Annotated in this window: 16 protein-coding genes and 2 pseudogenes; 3 read left to right on the top strand and 15 right to left on the bottom strand. The window is 59.0% G+C overall.

Annotated elements, in window-relative coordinates; all coding sequences use genetic code 11:
* Positions 1–12: 12 nt before the first annotated feature.
* The 3 genes from P6U16_RS22130 to P6U16_RS22120 form a co-directional block, all read right to left on the bottom strand.
* Positions 13–243 (bottom strand): hypothetical protein, encoded by a 231-nt coding sequence (locus tag P6U16_RS22130; protein WP_277704509.1) that lies wholly within the window; start codon positions 241–243, stop codon positions 13–15.
* 1 nt (position 244) lies between these two features.
* A complete protein-coding gene (locus tag P6U16_RS22125) occupies positions 245–676 on the bottom strand; it encodes an OmpA family protein (RefSeq protein ID WP_277704508.1) in 432 nt (143 codons plus the stop codon).
* A 200-nt stretch (positions 677–876) separates the two neighbouring features.
* On the bottom strand, positions 877–1,326 hold the full coding sequence (locus P6U16_RS22120; protein WP_277704507.1) for a hypothetical protein: 450 nt from the start codon (positions 1,324–1,326) through the stop codon (positions 877–879).
* 326 nt (positions 1,327–1,652) lie between these two features.
* On the opposite strand from P6U16_RS22120, the gene P6U16_RS22115 reads away from it, so the two are divergent.
* Positions 1,653–1,907: a hypothetical protein gene (locus P6U16_RS22115; protein WP_277704506.1), complete on the top strand. Its 255-nt coding sequence runs from the start codon at positions 1,653–1,655 to the stop codon at positions 1,905–1,907.
* 82 nt (positions 1,908–1,989) lie between these two features.
* Positions 1,990–2,232 (top strand): hypothetical protein, encoded by a 243-nt coding sequence (locus tag P6U16_RS22110; RefSeq protein WP_277704881.1) that lies wholly within the window; start codon positions 1,990–1,992, stop codon positions 2,230–2,232.
* Here the strand turns inward: P6U16_RS22110 and P6U16_RS22105 are convergent.
* The 3 genes and pseudogenes from P6U16_RS22105 to P6U16_RS22095 form a co-directional block, all read right to left on the bottom strand.
* Positions 2,193–2,656, bottom strand: a pseudogene (locus P6U16_RS22105) (truncated hemoglobin). The gene P6U16_RS22110 and the pseudogene P6U16_RS22105 overlap by 40 nt on opposite strands.
* An 87-nt stretch (positions 2,657–2,743) precedes the next feature.
* Positions 2,744–3,037 (bottom strand): DUF6522 family protein, encoded by a 294-nt coding sequence (locus P6U16_RS22100; protein ID WP_277704505.1) that lies wholly within the window; start codon positions 3,035–3,037, stop codon positions 2,744–2,746.
* A 142-nt stretch (positions 3,038–3,179) separates the two neighbouring features.
* Complete coding sequence (locus P6U16_RS22095) at positions 3,180–3,872, bottom strand: Crp/Fnr family transcriptional regulator (RefSeq protein WP_277704504.1); 693 nt, start codon at positions 3,870–3,872, stop codon at positions 3,180–3,182.
* Positions 3,873–4,168: 296 nt separating this feature from the next.
* Between P6U16_RS22095 and P6U16_RS22090 the strand changes: the two genes are divergently transcribed.
* Entirely contained in the window at positions 4,169–5,395 is a 1,227-nt protein-coding gene (locus P6U16_RS22090; protein WP_277704503.1) for an NnrS family protein, read from the top strand.
* Positions 5,396–5,605: 210 nt separating this feature from the next.
* Here the strand turns inward: P6U16_RS22090 and P6U16_RS22085 are convergent, their stop codons facing one another.
* The 9 genes and pseudogenes from P6U16_RS22085 to P6U16_RS22045 form a co-directional block, all read right to left on the bottom strand.
* Positions 5,606–5,716, bottom strand: coding sequence for an iron-sulfur cluster assembly protein (locus P6U16_RS22085; protein WP_277704858.1), 111 nt, complete (start codon positions 5,714–5,716; stop codon positions 5,606–5,608).
* 41 nt (positions 5,717–5,757) lie between these two features.
* Positions 5,758–6,267, bottom strand: coding sequence for a DUF2249 domain-containing protein (locus tag P6U16_RS22080; RefSeq protein WP_277704502.1), 510 nt, complete (start codon positions 6,265–6,267; stop codon positions 5,758–5,760).
* 4 nt (positions 6,268–6,271) lie between these two features.
* Complete coding sequence (locus P6U16_RS22075) at positions 6,272–7,627, bottom strand: hypothetical protein (RefSeq protein WP_277704501.1); 1,356 nt, start codon at positions 7,625–7,627, stop codon at positions 6,272–6,274.
* 12 nt (positions 7,628–7,639) lie between these two features.
* Positions 7,640–7,912 (bottom strand): DUF2249 domain-containing protein, encoded by a 273-nt coding sequence (locus tag P6U16_RS22070; protein ID WP_277704500.1) that lies wholly within the window; start codon positions 7,910–7,912, stop codon positions 7,640–7,642.
* 158 nt (positions 7,913–8,070) lie between these two features.
* A complete protein-coding gene (locus P6U16_RS22065) occupies positions 8,071–9,063 on the bottom strand; it encodes an FAD:protein FMN transferase (RefSeq protein WP_277704499.1) in 993 nt (330 codons plus the stop codon).
* Positions 9,056–9,634, bottom strand: coding sequence for a nitrous oxide reductase accessory protein NosL (locus tag P6U16_RS22060; RefSeq protein ID WP_277704498.1), 579 nt, complete (start codon positions 9,632–9,634; stop codon positions 9,056–9,058). The genes P6U16_RS22065 and P6U16_RS22060 overlap by 8 nt, the downstream gene beginning before the upstream one ends.
* The gene (locus P6U16_RS22055; RefSeq protein ID WP_277704497.1) at positions 9,631–10,458 is read right to left on the bottom strand and encodes an ABC transporter permease; all 828 of its coding nucleotides are present in this window, start codon (positions 10,456–10,458) and stop codon (positions 9,631–9,633) included. The genes P6U16_RS22060 and P6U16_RS22055 overlap by 4 nt, the downstream gene beginning before the upstream one ends.
* Positions 10,455–11,377: pseudogene (locus P6U16_RS22050) on the bottom strand (ABC transporter ATP-binding protein). Before P6U16_RS22050 ends, P6U16_RS22055 begins: the two are co-directional and overlap by 4 nt.
* Positions 11,374–12,726 carry a nitrous oxide reductase family maturation protein NosD gene (locus tag P6U16_RS22045; protein WP_277704496.1) on the bottom strand — a complete coding sequence of 451 codons (1,353 nt, stop codon included), beginning with the start codon at positions 12,724–12,726 and terminating at the stop codon, positions 11,374–11,376. The pseudogene P6U16_RS22050 and the gene P6U16_RS22045 overlap by 4 nt, the downstream one beginning before the upstream one ends.
* Positions 12,727–12,735: the final 9 nt, after the last annotated feature.

Genomic DNA, 12,735 nt, shown 5'->3' with positions numbered 1-12,735 from the left:
GCGGATTGCCCGCTAACTCAAGATGGCGGCGATCATGATGGCGGCAAACGCAACGAACATTATGCTTCCAACGATGATCGCAACAAGCGTCTGCGCCGAGATATAGGTCCCTGCAACACCGCCGAGCACGCCAGGCCAGGCACTCCCACCTTTTTGCTGGGCCAGCCGGTAACCGCATGATGGACAGGCAAAAGCCTTATCGGACACTTTGCCTTCGCATTCAGGGCAAGCCGTCAGTGCCATGTCATTCGTCTCCGATAATAAGCTGGACGCGGCGGTTCAACTGTCGGCCTTTTGGATCATCCACACCGCCAGCCGTCTCATTGGGGGCGACCGGAAATCGTTCGCCTTTCCCCTCCGTCGTCATTTCCGACGTTATGCCGCTCTCCGAAAGCCAGGTTTTCACGGAAATTGCCCGGCGGCTCGACAGGCGGTCGTTATAGTCGTCGCTTCCTTTGGAATCTGTATGACCGATGATAGAAACGCGCCTTTCCTTCATCGCCGCCAAAACGTTTGCCAGTTTCGTAAGAACCGGACGCGCGTCCGGTCGAATGTCGGCCTTGTCAAAATCGAAGAGAATATCGCTTGGCAGGTCGACGATGATGCGGCCACCCTCCGGTTTTGCGCCGAGTTCGGAAAGGGCCGTTTCCGTCCTTACCCGCGTTTCCTCGCTCATATCTTTCAATCCGAACGAAGAGCCCGCCGTGGAAAAGGACTCGCTGCTAGGCTGCATTTTCTCGACGAAAGTCGACGCTGGAAAAGTCATTTCCCGGAATACCGATTGCTGATCGAGCAACGAACCGTCTTTGAACACCACCGCGTAGTCCGACGCGGCGGCCGGACTGGCCATGAGGAGAGCAAGGAAGACGGGTGCCCTCATTTCTTCAGTTCCAACGGGATGGTCACCCCTGGCGCATTTGTATCTTCACCTGAATTTCCCGCATTGAAAACGAGCGCGACCTTCGTGACGCCTGCAGGAATGACACCGGGAAAGATCAAGTCCCCCTCCATCGTCGTGCCATTAACGACCCTCATCCATTTGTTGTCTGCAATCTGGCGCATGTGCAACCGGTCTTGCTCACCGTCTCCCCAGGATATGTAAGCATTCTCCTGATCGTTCATGTTAACAAAATTGGTTTTGTGGCTGTCGAAGCTCGCCTGAAGGCGTATTTTGGTGGCATCGCTACCAATGCTTAGTGCTTTGACCTGTACGGTAAGGCCGACCGGCACACTGATCTGTCCGCCCGACAGCAAGACACTCTGCTCTTCGGCCAGCGCAAAATTGCTAAAGAACATTGTCGTGATGAAAACCAGATTTTTCAGCAAAGATGCCTCCTGCTACACAATTGAAAACTACCGCATTCCGTCGCGACTGATCATAGCTACATAACGCGGCCGCTCCCCTCAACACAAAATTCCGCTATGAAGGAGAACCCCGCGGTGAGCTTAGGAGGTTGTCTACAGCAATCTCGGCGAAGTCTCTTATCAGGCCGCCACCGAAGGGAAGCTCAATGTCGAGCAGGTCGGCCGACCGATGAGTTCGCTTAGCGCTACCTCACATTCCAGTCTGTCTAACGGCGGCCATTGCGCTCAGCTGGAACCCATTTCTGATCCTTTACCGAAACAATGCCCTTGCTGTGCATACACCCGTCATGACGACGCTCGCCGCCAGTCTGGCGTTGTCGGCGGTGACCTTCACTTATTCCAACTTGGCAGCAACGATCGGGAGCCTCGTTTTTGCGAGCGGCCTGATGCTCTCGATACCGTTGGGCGGCAATTTACGGCATGAGATCGGCATAGTCCTCTCAGCCGTGTGCCTTTTGTTTGTTTTTCCATATCGAACGGCGTTCAAGCATAGGAGCGAGCAATGCTTATGGACCACAGGCCATCAAGGAGAATTTGGTTGACTGGTATGCCTGACATCCCGTCTTGCCAACGGACGATACAATATGTTGGCTGGAGGTCGTGTTCCGGCGAAAGGCGGCACCGGTGGGTGGGAGTATCGATCAAAGCGGTCTGAACGAGAACGGCTTCTGGCTCAAGCTTGCATTCCTGTCTCTTATGGAGCTCGACTTAAAGATCAGCCTGTCGTTCGTCAGGCGAGGCAATTTATTCGATCTCATCGATTTCAGGAGTGTGTCGGCATTGCAAATGGTGATAGCTCGGCGATCGGCCGAGAAGCTCGTTGCCATTTATGACCGCCGGTTAGGGTCATCGAGTGCCGGATTGTAGAATAATGACAGCGTCAGGCTTCGCGCGATACGCTGCGCCGCCGCCACAAACCATGCCTTGGCTTCTTCATTCGTCACAACGTCGTCCAGCGTTTTTTCAAACAGTTCCAGCCATTTTGGGAACAGTTCTGGCGTCAGGTTGGCTACCCCTAGATGGGCCTGAACAGGTTTCCCCCATATGTGCCATCTCGGAAGGCAACCGCTGACCAGAAGCTTTTCATTTTCAGTGTGTGCTCCGACCAGCGTCCCGAAAGACGTGCGTCGAAAACCGGACCGAGCTCCGGATGCTTTAACACGCGCGCGTAAAATGTATCGACCACTGCGCTAATCAAGGCGCGATCAATGCCCAGCGCCTTCATTTCCTCATCCGCCCGATTGCCGATATCGACATCATGAGCGGGCCTTGCTTGCAATTCATTGTCCATTCCACCACCAATGCGCTGCATTTTTTGCGGCATATTCCTGCTCCTGTCATCGGCAAATGCAGTGCACGCTTCCTTTGAAGACAGTATTCATGGACGCGGTGTTCGTCTCGACGATCTACCACTGAGGAACGTCAGCTCCTCGTGCTGAACCGTATTTTCCATATCGACGATTGCGCACCATTGACGATTGCCGAAGCGTAGCGACAGACGCCTCGTCCCTGCGTGCTCATCCGAACCGATCTCTACAGAACTGGCGACAAGACCACGCTGAATGTACCTGCGGAAATCCGATTGCGACACCCCAAACCGGGAAGCGATCTCGCTCGAATCCAGGGTGAAGTCCCCGTTTGGGCTGCACTCGACAAACAAATTTGTGTCCATTCAAAACGCGCCAGTGACGCTACAAAAATCTCCAAAAGAGAACGATTGCTTATCGTCATTCCTATATCAAGATTTAATATCATTACTCGGAGATCAGTAGCGGCTGGGGGACTCCCTGCCGAAAAATGATGGCTCCAGACGTCTATTCAAGCGCGTTCGCCAAGGCCTGCAATCCGGCGGGGTCTCGCAAGAGGAGCTTTTGTCGACCACCTTTCACGAGACCGATCGCTTCCCACGAACTCAGAATCCGGGACACGGTGTGAAGCGTCGTCCCCGTCATCTCGGCAATGTCCTGCCGGGAAATCGGGAAGTCGATCCTGATCCCCGTCCCTTCCGCCCTGCCCGCCTGTTTGCTGAGGCGGATGACGGTATGGGCCACTCTTCGTTCCACCTCCTGCGTCGACATTTCACGGATGCGGGTGTGGGCCTCTTCCAGCCGCTGTCCTATGGTATTGAGCGCGCTGACGGCAAGATGGGGGCTTCGGTTGATGAATTGCGGCCATAGCTCGGTCGGCCAGCTAAGGGCCAGACTTTCCATAGCCGCGATTGCCGTGCCCGGATAGTCGGCACGTCTGAGCGCTCTGGCAAAACCGAACAGATCGCCTGGATGGACGACACGAACGATGATCTGCTGTCCGTCAGGGGTCACCTGCGTGACTTTCAGTCGGCCGTTGATAAGCAGATAGAAGTGTGTTGCCGGGCCGCCCTGTTCAAAGAACGCATCTCCGGGGCAGATGCGTCGGGAGACGGCCAGCGCGAGTAAGGCCTCAATATCGCCGTCAGGCATCTTCTCGAACATGGGGAAGGACTTGACGACCGATTTATCTAGTTTCAACGATGCCTCCCGTGCGCGACTGGGGCGACCGTAGCAGTTTCCAGTGGCGGAATGTTTGACATGGAACAACACCGTGCCGCGCCGATGCTAATATCGGTCGCATACGACCAGGAAGTGCTGGGGCGCGCGAGATGCTCTTTTGGATCGGATCACGACGACCGTTTGGAACGGCTGCCGGAATACATCTTTGCTCTGCATCACGCATCGGCATCTTCGTCCACCGACCTAAGCTTGTTTTCGCGCAAAGACCCGTGATCATGGCTGTCCTATCCTCCAGGTAACAACAGGAGCGATAGATGGCCCACGACACCATTGAACCCCAGCGCCGCAAGGGCGGCATACCTCGAGGTTTGTCAGCGACGGGACCCGTTCTGTTTTCGTATGGCTTCCGCCCGTTCTTTCTTGGAGGCGCCGCCTGGGCGTGCGTTGCGATGGCCGTCTGGATAGCGGCGATTTCCGGCCGCATGGACATCGGCGGCAGTTATGGCGCTCCTGCCTGGCACGCACACGAAATGCTATTCGGCTTCGGCTCGGCCATTGTCGCAGGTTTTCTGCTGACAGCGGTTCCGAACTGGACAGGTCGCCTTCCTGTATCCGGAAGGCCGTTGATGCTTCTGTTTCTTATCTGGTTTGCCGGGCGAGCCGTTATGCTGGCCCCGGACGCATTTGGGCTGCTGCCTTCGATTCTGGTGGAAAGCGCGTTTCTGCCCACCATGCTCGTCGTGTGCTTGCGCGAGATCCTAGCCGGACGAAAATGGTCGGACCTGAGAGTCGTCGCTGGTCTCGGCGCGCTCGCGATCGCGAATGCCTGCTATCACTACGAGACGGTCCTGGGCGGCGGGGCTGACCATTCCACGCGGCTGGCTCTGGCGGGCCTCACGATGATGATCGTCATAGTCGGAGGAAGGATGTTGCCGAGCTTCACCCGGAACTGGCTGAGCAAAGCGGGCAGGACCGATTTCCCCGTTCCGTATAACAGGTTCGACCTGGCGACCATTGTTCTAACCGTTCCCGTTTTCGTGCTCTGGATCGCGCAGCCTGAAGGCACTCCGACAGCGATCGCCGCGTGCCTTGCCGCCGTGCTGCACTCCGTACGGCTCAGGAGATGGGGTGGATGGAAGACTTCCGCCGAGCCGTTGGTGATGGTCCTGCACGTCGCATATGCCTTCGTGCCTATCGGCTTCACGGCCATATCTCTTTCGGCGGCGGCGTTATTGGACCTGTCGGCGGCCATACACGTCTTCACCGTGGGCACTGTCAGCGCGATGATGCTTGCTGTCATGACCCGCGCCACGAGAGGTCACACGGGAAGGGAACTCACCGCTTCGTTCCCAACCTGCTTTTCCTACGGCGCGATATTCCTATGCGCTTTGACCAGGCCACTCGCGACCCTCATTCCGGAGCACATCGTCGCGGTCTATTCCGTTGCGGCCGCCTTGTGGATCGGCGCATTTGGGCTGTACCTGATCGAGTACGCGCCGATGCTACTCTTCAGAAGGAAGCCTTCCGCCCGCGCGGCGTGACATATCGCCTTCGGACGAAACCCCGAATTCGAGACACCGCTCGGGTCCTGAAACGCGCTATGTCTCGATCATTCTGCCATCATTTCCGGCGACCACGGCGGTTCGTATGTCAAGCGAACTTCCACGCGGTCGTATTTCCTAAGCCAAGTGCGCGTTCCCGGACGGCGTCCATCAGGAACAGCGTTGCGGGACATCCCCGGGTCGTGGTTGTCATGGTGATACCCAACATGTGGCCCTCCCCGGATGGACGTCGTAGATCAGTCCGACATCGACCACGCTCCGCCCGATCTCGGGGTCTATGACCCCTTGAAGGGCGTCCATGACCGCTTGTTGCTCTAGCGACAGCTCCGTATCGCGGGTCATCATGCCATGGTCCCGGTTTTGATCATCAGCCGGAACATTTCACCGTCGCTGTCATAGCTGCCAGCCCATTTGTGGCCTCTTTTCGTCAGTTCCCTGAACAGGAAGATCGGCTCGCGTCCGAGAACGGCGAAGAGCACGTCCCCAGGCGACATGGTCTCCAGTTCTAAGAGGATGCGGACCATCGGCTGTGGCGGGTCGAGTTCGGAAAAATCGAAGGAGCGCGTCGCCTCCGGCCAGTCGTCTCCATCACGCACGTTCTCGGAGACAAGAACTTCGGTTGTGCGTGGCGTGAACTTCACTTCGAAGTCGCCGCTATCGAGTTCGGAAACCCGGTGTACGTATCCCTTTTCCTCCATCACCTTGAACAACGGTTGCGGACTGAAAGGCGCGAGCAGCATCAGTCCCTGCCCGGGGGCGAGGCGCTCCACCACTGTCATGATCGCCGGGAAAGGCGCGCCGCCGTTTGCGAGAATTGGCCTCACGTCGAGCTCGATGAATTCCAGTGCCATGTTTTCACTCCTGATGATTTGTCTTGGCGTAGAATAGACGTGGCATAACCGCCCCGTCGGGAAGGCGCACATCGGCGGGTGCGTAGATCAAGCGGCGCGCGCGGAGGTATTCCACGGCCAGGCCGATGACGGCAGCGCCTTGACAGAGGCTTGCGGCCTGGAGAAACAGCCCCGCATCGGCAAGGATGGCGCCTGCCCCGACAGTCACCGAAAGATAGAATATGACGAACCATCCCCTCGCACGGCGCTCGTTGACGAGGTCCTGCACCCTGGGAACGGCCCCGCGTCCCATGACGGGACCGTAGGTCTCCAGCCACGTCAGAAACGGGACGATCTTGAATAGTTGGGAGAGGCCCAGACCCGATAGCCAACCCAGAGCTAGTGCGTAGAAGGCGGCGGTACCGACAGGAATGCTGACACCGGAAAACCAGGCCAACTGCAGCAGCGCTACGCCCGCCACCAGAAAACCGAGAGCCACCAGACCCGCGACGGAGTTGAGCTCCAGAACCTTGCGCCGCCTGGCTCTAAACATCCTCCAGACGTCGATGACGTAGAAGACTGTCGAGACGCCGGTCGCCAAGACGGCGACGGCTGTCGACATGGCCGAGAAGCTCGTTCCGTGCAGACCTGACGCGACAGCCGCGCACAGAAACAAGAGTGCGCAAAGTGCGGTTGAAACCGTGCGTCTGCTGCTTCCTTTCACCTCCGGAGCGAGCAGGAACATCGCAAACAGACGATAGCTCACTCCGACGGCGGTGATGGTCATCCACCCCAGTAGGCCCGACGCCGCATGAAACGGAGCGAGGTCTGAGAGACGCAAAGCCACATCCGGAAAATCGACAAGGCCTGAAAGCACACCCGCGAATACGCTTCCCGTGAGTGCCGTGGCGACAAGTCCCGCTAGTCCGCTCAAGACAAGGATACCGGGAACGTCGAACGACTTCTCAGCGATGATGGTGGTGGCGAGCGACACGGTCAGCATTGTGAATCCCGACGAGAGGAAAACACCTCCCAAGGGCATAACCTCGAGGTGAAGGGTTATCCGACCCGAAAGTGCAGTGAAACCGAGAGAGAGGACCGCCAGGCCAAGGATCAGGAGAACGAGCGCAGGCCCGGCCAACCACGGCAGTCTAAGATGGGTGGCTGCCAGGACGGGGACAAACTGCAGAAGCGCTCCCGCAAAAAGCAGCCCCAGCCATCCAACTGCTATGACATGCAGGACGGCCAGTGTTTCCGGAGTGCCCAGTGCGCCGATAGGCAGGCCATATCCGCAACCCATCAGTACCAGTCCACTCATAAGAAACGCGAGCGAAGCGGCGAAATAGGCCATTGTCCAGCGGGATATCGACGCTCCGTGCATTGCCCAGCTCCATCAGTTTCCGCAGCAGCAATCGCATCCCGAACTTTCGGCCCGCTTGATCTCGACCCGCCATACGTCTGGGCCCTGCTCGAGGTACGACCATCCGAACTCGTCCGGATACCGGGATTCGATCTGGGTATGCAGCGGGCGCGGGTCGTGATCGCTCGTTACCTGCATAGCGCCTCCCGGCTGTAGAGAGGTGAGCACGCCGAAGATGGCGGGGTGTCGATGACCGGGCGGAATCTGCCGCACGTCTATTTCCGGAACGGGGGTCGGGTTTGACATCAGGTCTCTCCTGTCGTGAGAATAAAGGCGCTAAGCGCCGGCCCCTTCGACAATAGAAGACCCCGCAATGGCGACTTTGTCGGAGAACAAACAGGTCTTCGAATAGCCCTGCCCAGGTCGAGAGAGGCGAAGTCTCGAAATCGAAATTCTAACGGCCTCTATATCTGTCGTCCTAGCCGAATCCTCGATCCGGCCGCGCGAACGAGATCGACTGTCACTTCAGGGAACGATTGAATGGCCGAATCGATGGAATCCTCTTGCATCAGGTTGAAGGCAGTGGATAGCGCGTCGGCTGTAGCCGCGTCATCCGCGACAACAGAGACGCGTCTGTACAACGCCGCAACAGCTCCCTTCCGTGGATCGAGTATGTGGCCGAATTTGCCTGCTTCGTCGAAACGGAAACCCGACATGCTCGATGTCGCAACCGCCCTGTTGACGATTCGGACAATTTGGTCCGGCCTCTCGGAATCCTGACTTTCGGCAAGCCCTACCCTCCACGGACTTCCGTCCTGCCTGGAACCGATCGCGCGTTCTTCGCCCATGTCCACGAGACAGCTGGTCACCCCGGCTTCCCGAAGGATATCAACGATCCTGTCCGTTACGTATCCCTGGGCAATGCCGTTGAGGGTGATGGCCATCTTCTTGCCCATGACGACCTTGTCCTCGTCATTCCTGACACCATCGAAGCCTACACGGGAAAGAGCGCGGCCGAGATCGCCTTGCGAAGGACCGGACGGGTCGGCATCGGGTCGGCTGAAGTGGTCCCGATAAGTTGCCCAGAGCGGCTGGACGGTCGGATCGAACGCGCCGCCCGTCTTGTTCCAGAATACGCGGGACGCATCCAGCAGTGCCGCCAGATCAGATGGCGGAGCGATTAGGAAACCCGCCCTGTTGAGTTCGACCAGAGCCGAGTCCTCGCGGTAGAGGCTGAGGATGGCCTCAAGCCGGGCTACCTCCGCCACGACACGCTCGATGAGCCGCCCCGCCTCGGCGCGATCATGATGGTTCAGGATCAGCGTCGCGGGCGCTCCCAGAGCGTACCCGTTCCAAGCCACGGGATCGCCGACCGACCTTGCACCTGTCAGCAACGGCAGTCCCGCGACCGCGGCGAAGATCGCAATGGCCCTTCGGCGACTGTAGGTCTTAACCATGATCCTGTCCCTTCGTCTCATTCTTCTGAGGTTCTCTCGCGGAGTCTTGGTCGTTCGGGGCTTCTGCTTCGCCATTACCGAGGACGTAGTCGCGCGGAACGTCGTCGAATGACTTCACCTCGCCGCCGTTTTCGACGGCGAACTTCAAGGCGGCGTCGCGGCTGGAGAACGGAACGGTCTCGCTCGCGCCCATGCCGCTTCGCAACGCGCTTCCGATGACGTAGAACGCGGACTTGGCGTCTATCCAGTTTGTCTCCCCCGGCGTTTCCCAGCTGGGAGCCTTGCCCATGTCCGACACATAGACTGCGGCGTAGTCCTTCGGCTCTTCCGGCATCATTGTGAACGCCAGAGTGTCACGCGCCGAAGAAAACCAGAAGGGTTCACCCACGCGAGCGTCCAGTATCACCTGGCCTTTGGGTCCTGCATGCTCCAGGACATTCATTCCGCAGTATCGACCGATCGCCTCGGCATTCAGCGCGAAGGGTGCGGGCGGGACCGCCTTCTGCTCCCCTTCGCAGCCCGCCAGCAGCAGCATCGACACGAACGGCGCCAGCATCCTGAACTTCTTCATAGGTCTCTCCTCGAGAATCTTGCGGCCGCCAGCGAAAGCGGGAGGACGACCCAGCCGAATAGCGCACCGACAAGTACGGTGGCGGTGAGCCCCGTATGCTCGGCAACCCCTCCAAGCCCCGAAAGGGCGCTCGCCTCTCCCGAGCCCAGATTGAGCATGCGATACGCGTCGGTGGGGTTGAGAAGCAGGAGCCCATCCAGCAACCCGCCTGGCAGCGCGTGCCCGCCCGAGGCGACCAAGGCGCCGAGAAGCGCCATGTCATAGATCAATACAAAGAATAGCCATATGCCGATGGCCACACCTCCTGCGGTGCTGCGCTCCCGGACACTGGCGCTGACAAGGTAGCCGATGGCGATAAACACCGCCCCAAGCAATACCGAAGAGCAGAGCATCGTCACAAAAGACGACCAGCTTGCCGTGTCGATCTCGGTACCGGTGACAGCCAACGCGGCGGCGGCCGCTCCGTAGCCGAACAGAGTCGCGAACGCGAGTATCGCAAGGTGCCCGACGAACTTTCCGAGGATGACCTGGTTTCTGCTTACCGGATAACTCAGCAGCAGGAGCATTGTCCCCCGTTCCATTTCGCCGACGATCGCGTCATGCGACAGCAAAAGGGCGATCAGCGGCACCAAAAAGATCGTCAGGCTCGACAGGCTTACGATTACCACGTCGAGCTGATTGACCCCGACGTTGCCAGTCGGCGCGCTTCCGAGGAACGAAAGCGTCAACGAAAGCGCCGCAAGCAGGAGTGTCGTCGCGAGGACCCATCGGTTTCGAAGGCCCTCCCGCACTTCCTTGCGTGCGATGATCAGGATGTTCTTCACTGGGCCGCCCTCCGACTGTTCAGGAAATGTGCGTAGAGATCGTCCAAGGTCGGCTCCGTCACGTGCAGGGCCGCGACATCAGCAGGATTGCCTGTCACCTCCTTCAAAAGGGAGATTTTGTCTTCCATCGTGACCTCGGTCTCGAAGGTTTCGGGTCCCGTTTTCGTCCAGGCATGGCATGAAGTCATCCAGGAAAGGGACGCGTCACCGCCTTCCGTCTGTGTCACGCTGATCTTCGTGGGAAGCCGTGCGATGCGTCTCAGGCTTTCGATCGTTCCGTCGGCGATCTTGACGCCTTCGTTGAGGATCAGGACACGGTCCGCGCGGTCCTCGAGTTCGGTAAGCGCGTGGGATGACAAAGGATGGTCGTGCCGCTTGATCGAAGATCGTCGAGCAGGTCGTAGAACCTCCGCCGTAAGGCGGGGTCAAGTCCGCTCGTCGGCTCGTCGAGGAGGAGGACGCGCGGTTGACCGAGGAGAGCCTGGGCAAGGCCCAGACGTTGACGCATCCCTTTGGAATAGGTGCGGACCGGTCGGTCCGCGGCTTCCGCCGCGAGACCCACCCTGTCCAGGAGTTCCTCGGCTCGCGACGTTTCGATCCGTTTCAGCCGGGCGTAGAACGCGAGGGTTTCGCGCCCCGTCAGAGCCATGTGGAAGGCGACGCTTTCCGGCAGGTAGCCAAGGCGCTGGCGGACCGCGAAGTCACCTCTTGCGGGGTCTTCTCCGAGGACCTCGACGCTACCTTCCGACGGGCGTATCAGACCCAGCAGCAACTTGACGATCGTCGTCTTGCCGGCTCCATTGTGGCCGACCAGGGCAACGATCTCGCCATCGTTCAGCTGGAACGAGACATCCCTTACGGCGCTGACCTTTCCGTAGCGCTTCGCAATACCGGATACGATGACTGCGGGTTTCGTCACTGAAGCACCTCCCTGTGCGCCGGAGGCGCCATCAGCGGGTGGCTGTCAACCACGCCGCCCGGCAGCAACGCCGGAAATTGAGCCTGCGCCCATCTGATCACCTGGACAGCGGGGCTTGTGGTCAGCACCTTCGCCTGCGGCGAAGTCCACAGTACCTTGTCCATGAGATCGTTGGGGCGATATGGATTGTCCCCGATCCCATCGCCGTCGAGATCGAAGGCCTGGTTGTCGCTCCAGTAGTTGCCACGGCCGTCGACCGACCAGTCAACGTATCTGGTGCCCGCGTACTTGACCTGGTTGCGGTTGTTGACGAAGGCGTTTCCGGTCATCACGTTGCCTTCCGATCCCGCAGTGAAATGAATGCCGATCGCGCAGCCGTTGAATTCGTTGTCCAGGATGCGGTTCTTGTTCGCGTTGTAGATGAAGACGCATTTCTCGGGACCCGGTCGAAACCCGGACTGGTCACCCTCTTCCTGCGGTGCGCTGTCGTCCACCGGGAGGTCCTCGCTCGAAGCGCGTGTCCCGGCCAGTGTCCACCGGCTTTCCGGCTGTAGATGGCCGCGCACGGAATTGCCCGACACCAGGGAGTTGTTCGCGAAATTCAGGAGAAGGCCATGATCCCTGTCACCGTCCGAAACGTTGTCGACGATCCTCAGGCGGTTTGAAAACATGATGGCATAACCGACGAGATTTCCGATCGATACGTTCCCGCTGATTTCGCTGTCGTTGGTGTACATGTAATGGATGGCAAAGCGGACATTGGTGAAGCGGTTACCGCTAAAGACATTGCGTTTGCTGGCATTGGTGGCGATGCCGTCGCGGCCAAAACTGATGTCATTGTCGAGGACCTTGGCACCGGGGGCGTTCCAAACGGTCACACCGTTGCCGGACTCGCTCAATCGCCCGTCCGTCAGTCCGGTGATCCGGTTCCGGCGGGTCAGAGATTTCGCCGCGCCGTGAACGTAGATGCCGTAGAGGTTGCCTGTCAGGACGTTGTTCTCGATCAATGCCCCCGTTGCCGCCTGAGTGGCGAATACACCCGAGTCCATTGTCTCGAGGTCCATCCCGGAGCCGCTGATGCCGACTCCTCTTAGGACAACGTCCGGAGCGTCAATCGTGACGACGGTGCCCGTTCCGTCACCGACGATCGCCGAACCGGGGTCGCCTTCCACGGTCAGGGTCTTCCTGATTACCAAGCGGCCGGAGAAGGCGCCGGCGCGCAGGATAATGCGATCGCCGGCGGCCGCCTTGTCGACGACGCTCGAAAGCGTAACCCGGTCCGACGGCGCGACGATATGGTCCACAGCGTCAGCGGCCGAGGTGATGGCGGCCAAAAAGGCCGCCATCATTATGGTTGT

The sequence above is a fragment of the Rhizobium sp. 32-5/1 genome, from assembly GCF_029537235.1.
GTDB lineage: Bacteria > Pseudomonadota > Alphaproteobacteria > Rhizobiales > Rhizobiaceae > Pararhizobium.
Note: the sequence above shows the minus strand (reverse complement) of the source record. Positions and strands in the feature narration are given on the sequence as shown.

Bases quoted from the DNA above. Each gene is read 5' to 3' on its own strand.
- P6U16_RS22130 (WP_277704509.1), bottom strand. From the start codon at position 243: ATGGCACTGACGGCTTGCCCTGAATGCGAAGGCAAAGTGTCCGATAAG.
- P6U16_RS22125 (WP_277704508.1), bottom strand. From the start codon at position 676: ATGAGCGAGGAAACGCGGGTAAGGACGGAAACGGCCCTTTCCGAACTC.
- P6U16_RS22115 (WP_277704506.1), top strand. From the start codon at position 1,653: ATGACGACGCTCGCCGCCAGTCTGGCGTTGTCGGCGGTGACCTTCACT.
- P6U16_RS22100 (WP_277704505.1), bottom strand. From the start codon at position 3,037: ATGGACACAAATTTGTTTGTCGAGTGCAGCCCAAACGGGGACTTCACC.
- P6U16_RS22090 (WP_277704503.1), top strand. From the start codon at position 4,169: ATGGCCCACGACACCATTGAACCCCAGCGCCGCAAGGGCGGCATACCT.
- P6U16_RS22085 (WP_277704858.1), bottom strand. From the start codon at position 5,716: ATGGACGCCCTTCAAGGGGTCATAGACCCCGAGATCGGGCGGAGCGTG.
- P6U16_RS22080 (WP_277704502.1), bottom strand. From the start codon at position 6,267: ATGGCACTGGAATTCATCGAGCTCGACGTGAGGCCAATTCTCGCAAAC.
- P6U16_RS22075 (WP_277704501.1), bottom strand. From the start codon at position 7,627: ATGCACGGAGCGTCGATATCCCGCTGGACAATGGCCTATTTCGCCGCT.
- P6U16_RS22070 (WP_277704500.1), bottom strand. From the start codon at position 7,912: ATGTCAAACCCGACCCCCGTTCCGGAAATAGACGTGCGGCAGATTCCG.
- P6U16_RS22065 (WP_277704499.1), bottom strand. From the start codon at position 9,063: ATGGTTAAGACCTACAGTCGCCGAAGGGCCATTGCGATCTTCGCCGCG.
- P6U16_RS22060 (WP_277704498.1), bottom strand. From the start codon at position 9,634: ATGAAGAAGTTCAGGATGCTGGCGCCGTTCGTGTCGATGCTGCTGCTG.
- P6U16_RS22045 (WP_277704496.1), bottom strand. From the start codon at position 12,726: ATGATGGCGGCCTTTTTGGCCGCCATCACCTCGGCCGCTGACGCTGTG.